13 protein-coding genes and 4 tRNA genes are annotated in these 14401 nt (G+C 65.3%); all 17 read left to right on the forward strand.

Annotated elements, in window-relative coordinates:
• The first annotated feature begins 71 nt into the window (after positions 1-71).
• The 17 genes from uvrB (at position 72) to ACFPFG_RS32630 (ending at position 14300) form a co-directional block, all read left to right on the forward strand.
• Positions 72-2159, forward strand: coding sequence for an excinuclease ABC subunit UvrB (uvrB, locus tag ACFPFG_RS32550; protein WP_183021957.1), 2088 nt, complete (start codon positions 72-74; stop codon positions 2157-2159).
• Positions 2160-2384: 225 nt separating this feature from the next.
• On the forward strand, positions 2385-2921 hold the full coding sequence (gene iscR, locus ACFPFG_RS32555; protein ID WP_012205825.1) for a Fe-S cluster assembly transcriptional regulator IscR: 537 nt from the start codon (positions 2385-2387) through the stop codon (positions 2919-2921).
• Positions 2922-3055: 134 nt separating this feature from the next.
• Positions 3056-4276 carry an IscS subfamily cysteine desulfurase gene (locus ACFPFG_RS32560; RefSeq protein ID WP_096916439.1) on the forward strand — a complete coding sequence of 407 codons (1221 nt, stop codon included), beginning with the start codon at positions 3056-3058 and terminating at the stop codon, positions 4274-4276.
• A gap of 43 nt (positions 4277-4319) precedes the next feature.
• Positions 4320-4718, forward strand: a complete 399-nt coding sequence (gene iscU / locus ACFPFG_RS32565) for a Fe-S cluster assembly scaffold IscU (RefSeq protein ID WP_012205823.1) — start codon at positions 4320-4322, stop codon at positions 4716-4718.
• Between the two features lies 1 nt (position 4719).
• The gene (gene iscA, locus ACFPFG_RS32570; protein ID WP_012205822.1) at positions 4720-5043 is read left to right on the forward strand and encodes an iron-sulfur cluster assembly protein IscA; all 324 of its coding nucleotides are present in this window, start codon (positions 4720-4722) and stop codon (positions 5041-5043) included.
• Between the two features lie 117 nt (positions 5044-5160).
• Positions 5161-5679 carry a Fe-S protein assembly co-chaperone HscB gene (hscB, locus tag ACFPFG_RS32575; protein ID WP_012205821.1) on the forward strand — a complete coding sequence of 173 codons (519 nt, stop codon included), beginning with the start codon at positions 5161-5163 and terminating at the stop codon, positions 5677-5679.
• Positions 5680-5763: 84 nt separating this feature from the next.
• A complete protein-coding gene (gene hscA, locus ACFPFG_RS32580) occupies positions 5764-7632 on the forward strand; it encodes a Fe-S protein assembly chaperone HscA (protein ID WP_183021958.1) in 1869 nt (622 codons plus the stop codon).
• 25 nt (positions 7633-7657) lie between these two features.
• Complete coding sequence (gene fdx / locus ACFPFG_RS32585; RefSeq protein ID WP_013802212.1) at positions 7658-7996, forward strand: ISC system 2Fe-2S type ferredoxin; 339 nt, start codon at positions 7658-7660, stop codon at positions 7994-7996.
• 10 nt (positions 7997-8006) lie between these two features.
• Positions 8007-8723, forward strand: a complete 717-nt coding sequence (gene dnaQ / locus ACFPFG_RS32590; RefSeq protein WP_183021959.1) for a DNA polymerase III subunit epsilon — start codon at positions 8007-8009, stop codon at positions 8721-8723.
• Between the two features lie 42 nt (positions 8724-8765).
• A tRNA-Val gene (locus ACFPFG_RS32595) sits at positions 8766-8840 on the forward strand.
• A 37-nt stretch (positions 8841-8877) separates the two neighbouring features.
• Positions 8878-8952, forward strand: a tRNA-Val gene (locus ACFPFG_RS32600).
• Between the two features lie 38 nt (positions 8953-8990).
• Positions 8991-9065 (forward strand) — tRNA-Val (locus ACFPFG_RS32605).
• 38 nt (positions 9066-9103) lie between these two features.
• Positions 9104-9178: transfer RNA gene (locus tag ACFPFG_RS32610), tRNA-Val, on the forward strand.
• Between the two features lie 169 nt (positions 9179-9347).
• Entirely contained in the window at positions 9348-10313 is a 966-nt protein-coding gene (locus ACFPFG_RS32615) for a helix-turn-helix transcriptional regulator (protein WP_183021960.1), read from the forward strand.
• On the forward strand, positions 10303-11130 hold the full coding sequence (locus ACFPFG_RS32620) for an AraC family transcriptional regulator (protein WP_197956102.1): 828 nt from the start codon (positions 10303-10305) through the stop codon (positions 11128-11130). Before ACFPFG_RS32615 ends, ACFPFG_RS32620 begins: the two co-directional genes overlap by 11 nt.
• A 40-nt stretch (positions 11131-11170) precedes the next feature.
• Positions 11171-12001, forward strand: a complete 831-nt coding sequence (locus ACFPFG_RS32625; protein WP_183021962.1) for an outer membrane lipoprotein-sorting protein — start codon at positions 11171-11173, stop codon at positions 11999-12001.
• 154 nt (positions 12002-12155) lie between these two features.
• On the forward strand, positions 12156-14300 hold the full coding sequence (locus tag ACFPFG_RS32630) for a TonB-dependent receptor (RefSeq protein ID WP_380110014.1): 2145 nt from the start codon (positions 12156-12158) through the stop codon (positions 14298-14300).
• Positions 14301-14401 lie beyond the last annotated feature (101 nt).

The raw sequence follows: 14401 nt of genomic DNA on the forward strand, positions 1-14401 counted from the left end.
GTAGGCTTTCGGGTTAACCCATGAATTCTAGCGATCTCGCCGGCCGATACTCACTTTTGCGAACCCACGTCATGCACGAAGTCTCTGATTCCTCTCCAGCACCTGAGGCCTCCGGCCAGTTCGTGCATTTCGCGGACTCCCCCTTCGAGCTGTTCCAGCCCTATCCGCCGGCCGGCGATCAGCCCGCAGCCATTGAAAAGCTGGTCGAAGGCATCCAGGACGGCGAATCGTTCCAGACCCTGCTGGGCGTGACGGGCTCGGGCAAGACCTTCACCATGGCCAACGTGATTGCCCGCCTGGGCCGCCCGGCCATCGTCTTCGCGCCCAACAAGACGCTGGCAGCGCAGCTGTACAGCGAATTCCGCGAGTTCTTTCCCAAGAACTCCGTCGAATACTTCGTCAGCTACTACGACTACTACCAGCCCGAGGCCTATGTGCCCCAGCGCGACCTGTTCATCGAAAAGGACAGCGCCATCAACGAGCACATCGAGCAGATGCGGCTGTCGTGCACCAAAAGCCTGATGGAGCGGCGCGACGTGGTCATCGTCGCCACGGTCTCGGCCATCTACGGCATCGGTGAGCCCGAAAGCTACCACCGCATGATCATGACGCTGCGCACCGGCGACCGCATCAACCAGCGCGATGTCATCGCGCAACTGATCCGCATGCAGTACCAGCGCAACGACCAGGACTTCAGCCGGGGCAAGTTCCGCGTGCGCGGCGACACCATCGACGTCTTCCCCGCCGAGCACTCCGAGCTGGCCATCCGCATCGAACTTTTCGACGACGAGGTCGAAAGCTTGCAACTGTTCGATCCGCTGACGGGCCGCGTGCGCCAGAGCATCCCCCGCTTCACCGTCTACCCCAGCAGCCACTACGTCACGCCGCGCGACAAGGTGCTGGCCGCCGTGGAAACCATCAAGCTGGAGCTGGCCGAGCGGCTCAAGCAACTGGTGGGTGACGGCAAGCTGGTCGAGGCCCAGCGCCTGGAGCAGCGCACGCGCTTCGATCTGGAGATGCTCACCGAGGTCGGCCACTGCAAGGGCATCGAGAACTACACCCGCCACCTCTCAGGCGCTGCACCCGGCGAGCCGCCCAGCACCCTGACCGACTACCTGCCCGGCGACGCCCTCATGTTCCTGGACGAGAGCCACCAGATGATCGGCCAGCTCAACGCCATGTACAGCGGCGACCGCTCGCGCAAGACCACGCTGGTGGAATACGGCTTTCGGCTGCCTTCTGCACTGGACAACCGGCCGCTCAAATTCGAGGAATTCGAGCGGCGCATGCGCCAGGTCATCTTTGTCTCTGCCACGCCGGCAGACTACGAAAAGACCCACTCGGGCCAGGTCGTGGATCAGGTCGTTCGGCCCACAGGCCTCATCGATCCTGAAATCGAAGTGCGCCCGGCCACCAATCAGGTGGACGACGTGCTGCAGGAAATCCGCCTGCGCGTCGAGCGCACGGAGCGCGTTCTCATCACCACGCTGACCAAGCGCATGGCCGAGCAGCTCACCGACTACCTGAGTGAAAACGGCGTCAAGGTGCGCTATCTGCACTCCGACGTGGAAACCGTGGAGCGCGTGGAGATCATTCGCGACCTGCGCCTGGGCGTCTTCGACGTGCTCGTGGGCATCAACCTGCTGCGAGAGGGGCTGGACATCCCCGAAGTCTCGCTGGTCGCCATCCTCGATGCCGACAAGGAGGGCTTTCTTCGCGCCGAACGCAGCCTCATCCAGACCATCGGCCGCGCGGCGCGCAACCTGCATGGCAAGGCCATTCTCTATGCGGACCGGGTCACGGAGTCCATGAAGAAGGCCATTGGCGAGACCGAGCGCCGTCGCGCCAAGCAAATAAGCTTCAACGAGGAAAACGGGATCGAGCCCAAGCAGATTGTCAAGCGGGTGAAAGACCTGATTGATGGTGTCTACAGCGAAAAAAGTGGCAAGGAAGCGGAACGCCTGCAGGCCAATCAGCTCGAAAGAGCGCGTGTCGAGGACATGTCTGAAAAAGATGTGGCCAAGGAAATCAAGCGTCTGGAGAAGCAGATGCTCGAACATGCGCGCAGCCTGGAGTTCGAACAGGCTGCGCGGGTGCGCGATCAGCTGGCACTGCTCAAGGAGCAACTGTTCGGGGGTTCTTCCGCGCAGGTTTCCTGAGGCGGTGTCTTGTCTGAAGACTGTTGGCTCTTGTTACCCGACAAAATTGATGGGGAATGTGGTACACTAAGGGTCAACACTCAACAACAACAAAAACTTCGATGAAAAGAAGGGCTCTGAACCTTTTGAACAGGACGGAGTAAGGGCGGAGACTGAGCCCAACTCCAGTCAAATCGCTGGAGCGGGTGTTTCTGTAACGTACAAGCCTGACTGAAGGAGCTCGTAATGCGTCTCACCACCAAAGGCCGTTTTGCGGTCACTGCCATGATCGATCTGGCCCTGCGCCAGAACAACGGCCCTGTCACGCTGGCTGCCATCAGCCAGCGGCAACAGATTTCCCTGTCGTATCTCGAACAGCTGTTCGGCAAGCTGCGCCGCCATGAACTCGTCGAGTCCACGCGTGGACCCGGCGGCGGCTACACACTTGCCCGCAAGGCTGGCGACATCACCGTGGCCGACATCATCGTCTCCGTGGACGAGCCCATTGACGCCACCCAGTGTGGCGGCAAGGAAAATTGCCTGGGCGAAGCCGGCCGCTGCATGACGCACGAGCTGTGGGCTGCACTGAACCAGCGCATGGTCGAGTTCCTCGATTCCGTGACGCTGCAAAAGCTCGTGGACGAACAACTGGCCAAGGGCATCCAGATCGAGGACAAGCCCGTGGTGCGCCGCGCGATTTCCACGGCTCCCGTGGTCAAGCCCATCCGTGTGAATGCTCCGAACTCGGTATTCGCGCTGGGCAACGCCTTCGCCAAGTCCTGATCGACTTTTGACACCCTGAGGGCAGGGCACCGCCGCGCATGGCTGTGTGGCGCGGTGTTGTCCGCCTGGATGGATTCACCGGAGTTCATCGCCTTCCCGATTTTTGCCAGCCGGAACTTTGATAAGAGCCAGTCATGGACATGACCCCGCATTTCCCCATCTATCTCGACTATGGTGCGACCACCCCCGTGGACCCTCGCGTGGTGGACGCCATGATTCCTTGGCTGCGTGAGCATTTCGGCAACGCCGCATCGCGCAGCCATGCCTGGGGTTGGGAAGCCGAGGAGGCCATCGAGAAGGCCCGCGGCCAGGTCGCGGACCTGATCGGCGCGGATCCCCGTGAGATTGTCTGGACCAGCGGCGCCACCGAATCCATCAATCTCGCCATCAAGGGCGCAGCTCATTTCTACCAGGGCAAGGGCAAGCACCTGATCACGCTCAAGACCGAGCACAAGGCCGTGCTCGACACCATGCGTGAACTCGAGCGCCAGGGCTTTGAGGTGACCTACATGGACGTGCAGCCAGATGGCCTGCTCGACATCGAGGCATTCAAGGCCGCGCTGCGCCCGGACACCATTCTGGTCAGCGTGCTCTTCGTGAACAACGAGATCGGCGTCATCCAGGACATTCCCGCCATCGGCGCGCTGTGCCGTGAGAAGGGCATCCTGTTCCATGTGGATGCTGCGCAGGCCACGGGCCGCGTGGAGATCGACATGTCCAAGCTGCCGGTGGATCTGATGAGCATGACCGCGCACAAGACCTATGGCCCCAAGGGCGTGGGTGCCCTGTATGTGCGTCGCAAGCCACGTGTGCGTCTGGAAGCGCAGATCCACGGTGGTGGCCATGAGCGCGGCATGCGCTCGGGCACGCTGCCCACGCATCAGATCGTCGGCATGGGCGAGGCCTTCCGCATTGCCAAGGAAGAGATGGCTGAAAGCAACGCCAAGGCCTACGCGCTGCAGCAGCGTCTGCTCAACGGCTTGAAGGATCTGGAGCAGGTCTTCATCAACGGCAGCATGGAGCACCGTGTGCCGCAGAACCTGAACATGAGCTTCAACTTCGTCGAAGGCGAGTCGCTCATCATGGGCATCAAGGGTCTGGCGGTGTCCTCGGGATCGGCCTGTACATCGGCCAGCCTGGAGCCCAGCTATGTGCTGCGTGCACTTGGCCGCAGCGACGAACTGGCGCACAGCAGCCTGCGCATGACGATCGGCCGCTTCACCACCGAAGAGGAAATCGACTACGCGATCAGCACCATCCGCACCAATGTGGTCAAGCTGCGCGAACTCAGCCCGCTGTGGGAGATGTTCAAGGACGGCATCGACCTCAGCACCATCCAATGGGCGGCTCACTGAGCATTGGCAGGCACGCGAATCAAGTATTGAAGAGGTAGACATCATGGCTTATTCCGACAAAGTGGTAGACCACTACGAAAATCCCCGCAACGTGGGCTCGTTCGACAAGAACGACGAATCGGTGGGCACCGGCATGGTCGGCGCTCCTGCCTGCGGCGACGTGATGAAGCTGCAGATCAAGGTCAACCCCGAAACCGGCGTCATCGAGGATGCGCGTTTCAAGACCTATGGCTGCGGTTCCGCGATTGCCTCGTCTTCGCTGGTGACCGAGTGGGTCAAGGGCAAGACGCTGGATGAGGCGGCTGCGCTGAAGAACAGCCAGATCGCCGAAGAGCTGGCTCTGCCTCCCGTCAAGGTGCACTGCTCCATCCTGGCCGAAGACGCCATCAAGGCAGCAGTCGATGACTACCGTGCCAAGCGCACTGCGGTGGTGGCCGCCTGATATGGCGATCTCGCTGACCGATTCTGCGGCCCGCCATGTGAGCCGCTACCTGTCGCGCCGCGGCAAGGGCATCGGCGTGCGCCTCGGGGTCAAGACCACGGGCTGCTCTGGCCTGGCCTACAAGCTGGAGTATGTGGACGAGCAATTGCCCGAGGACGTGATCTTCGAGGACCACGGCATCAAGGTGCTGGTCGATCCCAAGAGCCTGGCCTATATCGACGGCACGGAACTGGATTTCGTGCGTGAGGGCTTGAACGAAGGCTTCAAGTTCCACAACCCCAACGAGCGTGATCGCTGCGGTTGCGGCGAGAGCTTTCGCATCTGACCGGCATCTGCCGGGTGGCCGGGCCCTTGTGGCCTGGCGGCATGACCGGCAGGCCCTGATTTTTTCTACTCCCTCAAGAGGCCGCCATCGCTTCGGTGCTGGCGGCTTTTTATCGACATGAACCTGCAATCGGACGATTTCGAGCTGTTTGCGCTGCCGCGCCAATTTGCGCAGGAGCGCAGCACCATTGATGCGCGCTGGAAGGAATTGCAACGCGAGGCCCACCCCGACCGCTTCGCTTCGCAGGGAGCTGCTGCGCAGCGCGTGGCCATGCAATGGTCGGTGCGCATCAACGAGGCCTACCAGCGGCTGAAAGAGCCGCTCAGGCGCGCAGCCTATCTCTGCGAGTTGCTGGGCGCCCCCGTGCGTGCCGAGGACAACACGTCCATGCCCACGGCCTTTCTGATGCAGCAAATGGAGTGGCGCGAGGCGTTGGAAGAGGCGCAGGACGAGGCCGCCCTGGATGCGCTGGACGACGAGGTGCTGCAGGCGAGAAAGAGCATGCTGGCCGAATGCGGACGTCAGCTGGATGAGCTGCACGATGCGCAGGCGGCTGTGCAGCAGGTCAGAGCCCTCATGTTTGTTGCGCGATTTGCGCAGGACATAGAGCGTCGCCGCGATCAACTGGGACAATAGCCCGCGACCCGTACCTCCCACGAGAGACCCTCATTCACAAGGCAGGCCGGCTGGCCCGGACCTGCAATTTCCCCGAGTATTTCCATGGCGCTTTTGCAGATTTCCGAACCCGGTCAGTCCCCCGATCCCCACCAGCGGCGCATTGCCGTGGGCATCGACCTGGGCACCACGCATTCGCTGGTCGCAGCTGTCCGCAATGGCGTGGCCGAATGTCTGCCGGATGACCAGGGCCGGGTGCTGCTGCCTTCTGTCGTGCGCTATCTGCCCCAGGGCCGCCGCGAGATCGGCCACGCCGCCCAGGCTGCACTGTCTACCGATGCGGGCAACACCATTGCCTCGGCCAAGCGCTTCATGGGCCGCACGCTGGCTGACATCGATGCGCCGGAAAAGCTGCCTTACCGCTTTGCGGAGCAGGAGGCAGGCCGCGGCGTGATCGGGATCGAGACCGTCGATGGCACCAAGACAGCCGTGGAGGTCAGCGCCGAGATCCTGGCCACGCTGCGCTTTCGCGCCGAGGACACCTTCAATGACGATATCCATGGCGCGGTCATCACCGTGCCTGCCTACTTTGACGACGCGCAGCGCCAGGCCACCAAGGATGCGGCAAAGCTCGCCGGCATCAACCTGCTGCGCCTGATCAACGAGCCCACGGCTGCCGCCATTGCCTACGGCCTGGACAATGGCTCCGAAGGGGTCTACGCGGTCTACGACCTGGGTGGCGGTACTTTCGACATTTCTGTCCTGCGCCTGTCCCGGGGCGTGTTCGAGGTCGTCTCCACTGGCGGCGATTCGGCCCTGGGGGGCGACGACTACGATGCGGCCCTGGCCGAGTGGGTGGCGCAGCAGGCCGGCGTGGTTCCCCAGACGGCCGAGGACAAGGCCCGCTGGCGCATGGCGGCGCGCCTTTGCAAGCAGGCATTGACGGATGCACAGGTCGCAACGCTCACGGCCGAGCTGTCTACCGGCGCCGTGCATTTCGACGTAAAGCGCAGCGATTTCGATGCGAGCACCGCCCATCTGACAGCACGTTCGCTGGCGGCCGTGCGCCGTGCACTCAAGGATGCGGGCCTGGCACGCGATGAAGTGCAGGGCGTGGTGCTGGTCGGCGGTTCCACCCGCATGCCCCAGGTGCGCGAGGCCGTGGCCGAGTTCTTTGGCCGCGATCCCCTCATCAACCTCAACCCCGACGAAGTCGTCGCGCTGGGCGCAGCCATCCAGGCCAACCAGCTCGCTGGCAATAGCTCCAGCGGCGACATGCTGCTGCTCGACGTGATTCCTCTGTCCCTGGGCGTGGAGACCATGGGCGGCCTTGTCGAGCGGATCATCAGCCGCAACGAGACCATTCCCACTGCCCGTGCCCAGGACTTCACCACCTACAAGGATGGTCAGACGGCCCTGGCCGTCCATGTGGTGCAGGGCGAGCGCGACCTGGTGGCGGACTGCCGCAGCCTGGCGCGTTTCGAGCTGCGCGGCATTCCGCCCATGGCGGCCGGCGCGGCCCGCATTCGTGTGACCTTCACCGTGGATGCCGACGGCCTGCTGTCGGTAGGTGCGAAGGAGCAGACCAGCGGCGTCGAGGCCCATATCCATGTCAAGCCTTCGTACGGCCTGTCGGATGACGAGGTTGCCCGCATGCTGCAGGACGGCTTTGCCACGGCCCAGCAGGACATGCAGGCCCGCGCACTGGTGGAGGCACGTGTCGACGCCGATCGCATGCTGATGGCCACCGAGAGCGCTCTGCAGGCCGATGGCGATGTGCTCGCCGCGGACCAGCGCGCAGCCATCGATACGCTGATCGACTCCCTGCGCGCCAGCGTGGGCTCCGAGGATGCCGCCGTCATCGAGGCCGCAACGCAAGCGCTGGCCAAGGGCACGGAGTCCTTTGCCGCCGAGCGCATGAACCGCAGCATCCAGCAGGCCCTGGCCGGCAAGAGCGTGCAATCCCTTTCCTGATTTCTGATCCGACAGCAGATCCGTCATGCCCGTTATCAAAATACTTCCCCACGCCGAATACTGTCCCCAGGGAGCCGAAATCGAGGCGCCCGCCGGAACCTCGATCTGCGAGGCCCTGCTGGACAACAACATCAAGATCGAGCATGCCTGCGACATGAGCTGCGCCTGCACCACCTGCCATGTGGTGGTCAAGGCGGGCTACAACTCGCTGAACGAGGCCGAGGAAGAGGAAGAAGACCTGCTGGACCGTGCCTGGGGTCTGCAGCCGCAGTCCCGCCTGTCCTGCCAGGCCATCCTGGCACGCGAGGACGTGACCATCGAGATTCCCAAGTACTCGCTCAATCACGCCAAGGAAAACCACTGAGGGCCAGCACATGTCGCGTCAAATCATTCTCGACACTGAAACCACTGGCCTGTCAGCCGACAACGGCGACCGGCTCATCGAGCTGGGCTGCGTGGAGATGGTCAACCGCAAGCTGACCGGCAACAACCTGCATCTGTATTTCAATGCGGGGCGCGACAGCCATCCGGACGCGCTGCGCGTGCACGGCATCACCACCGAATTCCTCAAGGACAAGCCGCGCTTCGAGCACAAGGTCGAGGAGATCTGGGAATACCTGCAGGGCGCCGAGCTGATCATCCACAACGCGCCCTTTGACCTGGGGTTCCTGAACAAGGAACTTGAGCTCGCCAACCGCCCGCCGATCCTCCAGTGCGTGAGCGGGGTCATCGACACCCTGGTCATGGCCAAGGAGATGTTCCCTGGCAAGCGCAACTCGCTCGATTCGCTGTGCGATCGCCTGGAGGTGGACAATTCCGGGCGCACGCTGCACGGCGCGTTGCTGGATGCGGAGTTGCTGGCCGATGTCTATATCAACCTCACGCGGGGCCAGGAGGCCCTGTTGATGGCGGAGGAGCCTGTCCAGTCCGAGGGTGGGCTGGTGGTGGCGCAGGTGGATCTGGCCAGCTTCAAGCTGCGCGTGGTGCACGCCAATGATCAGGAGCTGGCCGCACACGAGGATGTGATGGTGCAGATGGACAAATCGAGCGGCGGCAAGACAATTTGGCGCGGCTTCGAAAATCAGTCCTAGAAGTTATGACATAATCTAAGTCTTGTCGCAGTAACGACATATGGGTGATTAGCTCAGCGGTAGAGCACTGCCTTCACACGGCAGGGGTCACATGTTCGATCCATGTATCACCCACCATTTTTTCCAAGGAAGTTGGCCTCGCAGCCGGCTTCGCGGGTGATTAGCTCAGCGGTAGAGCACTGCCTTCACACGGCAGGGGTCACATGTTCGATCCATGTATCACCCACCATTTTTTTCCAAGGAAGTTGGCCTCGCAGCCGGCTTCATGGGTGATTAGCTCAGCGGTAGAGCACTGCCTTCACACGGCAGGGGTCACATGTTCGATCCATGTATCACCCACCATTTTTTTCCAAGGAAGTTGGCCTCGCAGCCGGCTTCATGGGTGATTAGCTCAGCGGTAGAGCACTGCCTTCACACGGCAGGGGTCACATGTTCGATCCATGTATCACCCACCAATTCCACAACCCCGTGAATCCAGGATTTGCGGGGTTTTTCTTTTTCCAGTGCTCCTGCTGCGACCTTGTCTGTTGGCTGGAGCGGCTGCGTGCCTGCGCCGGCCCATCGGCCTGTATCATTGACAGAGAATCATTCTCAATACCGACGTCACCGACAGGCTCCAAGAAGATGCAAGTGCGACGCACCGCCGGGGATCTCATCGAGATCGGCATGCCCGAACCGCACGCGTTGTCGCACGACGACGTGATGCAATGGCCGGCCTACATGGGGCAGGGCGCGACGCGACTGTGCGCGCTGGACGAAGGCCTACTGCTGGGGGTGACCCAGGGCAGCCTGCACCGGCCCACCCGTATCGCGGCCGAGCAGCCCAGCTGCCTGGTCAACCTGTGCTTCGTGGTGGACGGCAAGCTCGGCGCCGAGCCCGAGGCGCCCCTGCCCGCGCTGCGCGGCGGCGCGGGCGCCGCCTTTGCCTGGCTGCTGCCGCAGACCAGCTGGACCACCGAGCTGTCGCAATGCCACCGGCTGGCGGCGGTGGACCTGTCGGTGTCGCGCGAGTTTGTGCTGGGCTGGGCCGAGAGCTGGCAGCTGTCCCTGCCCGACGCCTGGCGCCGCGCCGTCGAGGGCCGCGACGTATCGCTGATCGAGGCCGGCGGCATGCCGCCGGCCATGCTCGGCCATGCGCGCCGGCTGGTCGCGCAGGAAGGACAGACGCCGCTGCAGCGCCTGCGCCGCGAGTCCATGGTGCTGGAGCTGCTGTCGGACTACCTGTTCGCGCGCATCGACGCCCAGCGCCGCACGCCGGCCCGGCGCAAGCTGGCGCCCCTCGAACTGGAGCAGGCGCTCGATGCGGCCTCGCGCCTGGCGCACCGGCTGCAGGACCCGCCCGGCGTCAACGAGATCGCGCGCGAGGTCGGCCTGTCCGGCTCGCGGCTGAAGCTGGCGTTCGCCCAGCTCTTCGGCTGCGGCGTCTACGGCTATGTCAAGGCGCTGCGGCTGGAGGCCGCGCGCTGCGCGCTGATCGAGGGCCAGCAGGTCAAGGCGGCCGCGCTGTCGGTGGGCTATACGCGGGCCGGGCATTTCGCGCGGCAGTTCCGCGAGCGCTTCGGCATCGTGCCGGGCCGCTATGGCAGCTGAGGCCGACGCGCCCCTCGCGCCCGTCGCGCGGGTGCTGCCCAGCGGACTGCGGCTGCGCCTGCTGCCGGCGCATGGCGCCGCCGCCCTGGACTGCGCCGGCCTGGCCGCGCTGTTCGTGCGCGCGGGGGCGCTGCAGGTGGACGGTGACGCCGTCTGCGCGGGACAGGCTTGGTTCGGGCGCACGCGGCAGGTCACGGGCCTGGTGCTGCCGCCGCAGTCGCCGCCCCTGGATGCGCTGCTGATCGACACACCCGGCTGTGTGCGCTTCGACGATGCGCCATGGTCCGCGCAGGCGGGCCTGCGCAGCATCGACGCGGAATCGGCCGTGGCCATCGAGCGCATCGCGGCGCGGCTGGCGCAGCCCGATGCGGCCAGCGCGCTGGCCTGCCATTTCGCGGCCATGCGCCTGCTGACCACGCCGGCGGCCTGTGCCGACCCACGGCCCGCGCCCGATGCCCGCGTGCTGCGTGCCGCCGCCATCCTGCGCACGCGCATGCAGGACCCGCCCGGCATCGAGGCGCTGGCGCGCGAGGTCGGCCTGAGCCCGGCGGCGCTCAAGCGCGCCTTTCCTCTCGCCTTCGGCAGTCCGCCCTATGCCTGGCTGCGCCGCGAACGGCTGATTGAGGCGCGGCGGCTGATCGAGCAGACGACGCTGCCCATCGCCGACATCGCCCATGGCGTGGGGCTGGCCGCCGGCGGGCATTTCGCGGCGGCCTGCCGCGCGCTGTTCGGCAAGGAGCCGCGCGCGCTGCGCGAAGCGGTTCAGGCCCCTGATGGAGCCGCGCAGAACACTGGGAGCCGGGTGCGCGCCGAATAATCGGCAGGCGGAATCGCCGCGACCTGAACCCAAGGAAGCCATGCCCTGCCTCTGCGAGAAAGCCCTCAGACAGACCCTTGCCACATTGCTGCTCGCCGGATCGGCGCTGGCCCATGCGCAGGGCGCACCGGCGGCCCCGGCTGAGGCCGCCGGCCCGGCCGCCACGGCCCAGCCCAACGCCCGCGACATCGTGCAGCGCGCACGCCAGGCCGACACGCACCGCGATGTCTATCGCCGCTACCAGATGACCATCGAGCGCGACGGCGTGGTGCTGCGCCGGGGCCTGGAGAGCTATTCGGCGCGCCTGGCCGACGAGAGCCGCGGCCTGCTGGTGTTCCACGAACCCACCGATGCGCGCGGCATCAAATACCTGACCTGGAACTACGACGACATCGCGCGCGACGACGACATGTGGATGTTCCTGCCCAGCGAGCGCATCGTGCGCCGCATCGCGGGCAGCGCGCGGCGCGGGTCCTTCATGCGCAGCGATCTGCTCAACGAGGACCTGCAGGACCGCAGCGTGGACGACGACACGCACCAGTGGCTGCGCCGCGAGGCCTGCGGCGAGGCCATGTGCCAGGTGATCGAGTCGCGGCCGGTGCGCGCCGACGTCTCCGAATACTCGCGCCGCGTGACCTGGGTACGCGAAGACCTGTGGCTGCCGGTCAAGGTCGAGTACATGGACCGCGCGGGCCAGCTGATCAAGACCGCCAGCTACCTGGACTTCCAGCGTTTCGGCGACGCCTGGAGCCGCACCCGCACCGTGGTCACCTCGGCCGACGGCCGCTCGCGCACCGTGCTGCTGGCACAGGAAACACGCATCAACGGCGGCCTGCCGGCGCGCCTGTTCGAGCACGCCAGCCTGCGCTGAATGGTGGCTATCGCCACCAAAAGTCCGTGGACCGACACTAACTCTCCGCCGGCCGCGTGCCTCGCGCTGTCGCCCCGGCAGTCCTCTGAGCACAATCTGCGTTGATTGAGAATTGTTCGCAATTGATGTGCATTTTGTGTGGTGAGGAGCCGAGATGAATCAGAGCAAACCCGGGCGCGCAGCCTTCCCGAAAAACCGCCTGCGCATGCGGCCGCTGGCGCTGTCCCTGCTTGCCGGACTGGCCGCGGCCGGCAGCCTGGCGCGGGCGCAGGAGGTGGCCGCGCAGGACCCCGAGGCCCAGGGCCTGCCGGACGTGCAGGTTACGGCCCAGAAGGTGCTGCAGGACAACCAGAGCGTGGGCGCCAGCGTCTACGTGCTCAGCGGCGCCGATGCCCGCGAGCAGGGCATCACCAGCACCAGCGACCTGATCGGCCGCATCGGCAGCCTGCACAACCTGCAGGCGGGCAGCACGCCGCTGCTGTCCATCCGGGGCATCGGCCAGCGGCTGAACACGCCCGGCGTCGGGCTGTATGTGGACGACGTGCCCTACCTGGACCATTTCGCCTTCCCCGCCAATCTGCAGCTGTTCGACATCGAGCGCATGGAGGTGCTGCGCGGGCCCCAGGGCACGCTGTACGGCGGCAACACCATGGGCGGGGTGCTCAACATCGTGACGCGCCAGCCCGATGGCCAGCTGCGCGGCGAGGGCCGCGTGAGCCTGGGCAACCATGGCCTGCGCCAGGCCAGTGCCGACATGAATGTGCCGATCAACCAGGAAAACCTGTTCCTGGGCATCTCGGCGGCCTCGGTCCAGCGTGACGGCTACACCCGCAACACCTACCTGGGGCGCGATGCCGACCCGCTGGACGAGCGCGGCCTGCGCCTGCGCCTGCGCTATTTGCCCAACGACCGCCTGGACATCACCCTGGGCCTGGAAGTGGCGCGCATCCGCGACGGCTACTACGACAAGACCGCCGCCACCGGCCGCCGCCTCGAAGACACCCGGCCCCACCAGGTGGCCTACGACTTCCCGGGCCGCGACGACAAGGACCTGCGCAGCGCCTCGCTGCGGGTGCGCTACGACACGGATCTGTTCACCCTGACCTCGATCACCGGCCTGCGTGACAACAAGTACACCTTCACGGGCGAGTTCGACGGCACGCCCCAGCCCATGGCCAATGACGTCTATGCGGTCCAGCAGCGCCAGTGGACGCAGGAGCTGCGCCTGGGTTCGCGCAATCCCCAGGCCACCGGCCTGTCCTGGCTGGGTGGCGTCTTCCTGTTCAACGACCGGCGCCGCGGCAACGACCGGCTGGCCATGGTGCCCATGGGCGTGGAGACGCTCACCGGCAGCCTGTACCGCACGCGCGGCACGGCCTTCTTCGGCAATGCCGAGTACTGGTTCACGCCGCGCTGGGGCGTGCAGGCCGGCCTGCGCCATGAGCGCGAGACGGTCTCCTTCGGGGCCGAATCCGCCTCCTACATGGGCGGCACGCAGGTGGCCGCCACGCCGGCGCAAAGCCATGCGCGCTCGTTCTCGCAGACCGCGCCCAAGGTCGGCGTGATGTTCAAGCCCGCCGACAGCAGCCTGCTGTACGGCACCGTGACCAAGGGCTACCGCAGTGGCGGCTTCAACACCGTCGTGCTCAGCGAGGCCGACCGCGCCTATGCGCCCGAGACCAATATCAACTACGAGGCCGGCCTGAAGCTGGCCTCGCAGGACAAGCGCCTGCAGCTCAACGCCGCCGTCTTCCGTACCAATGTCGACAACCAGCAGATCGGCCAGTCGCTGGGCGTCGGCCCCGAGGTGACCCGCAACGCCGGCAAGTCCCGCCACCAGGGCCTGGAGTTCGATGCGGCCTACCTGCTGCCCCAGGGCTGGCAGCTGTCCACCTCGCTGAGCTATCTGGACGCCAAGTTCCGTTCCTACCGCGATGCCGTGGCCGGCACCGACTACACCGGCAACCGCGTGCCCTTCGCGCCCGGGCGCATCGTCTCGGCGGCGGTCCAGAAGCGCCACCTGCTGGGCAACGGCCTGCAGCTGGTGGGGCGCGCCGAGGTGAGCCATGTCGGTGACGTCTACTACGACGCGGCCAACCAGATGAAGGGCAAGGCCTTCAGCCTGGTCAACCTGCGCCTGGGCATCGAGGACAAGCGCTGGTCGGCTGCCCTGTGGGTGCGCAACCTGACGGACCGCAAGTACATCCGCGACGCGGCGGTCAACCCGCTGACCCTCGCCCCCCAGGTCGCCTTTGGCGCGCCGCGCACGGTGGGCATCGACGTGGCCGTCAAGTTCTGACCGCTGCCCGGTCCCGCCGCCGCGCGGGCCCATGACCGGCTGCGGCGGCCTGCCGCAGCCCGGCCCGAGATTCATTTCGCTTCACGACGGAGAACACAGGA

It is taken from the genome of Delftia deserti (assembly GCF_042653485.1).
In the GTDB taxonomy this organism is placed as follows: Bacteria; Pseudomonadota; Gammaproteobacteria; order Burkholderiales; family Burkholderiaceae_C; genus Comamonas; species Comamonas acidovorans.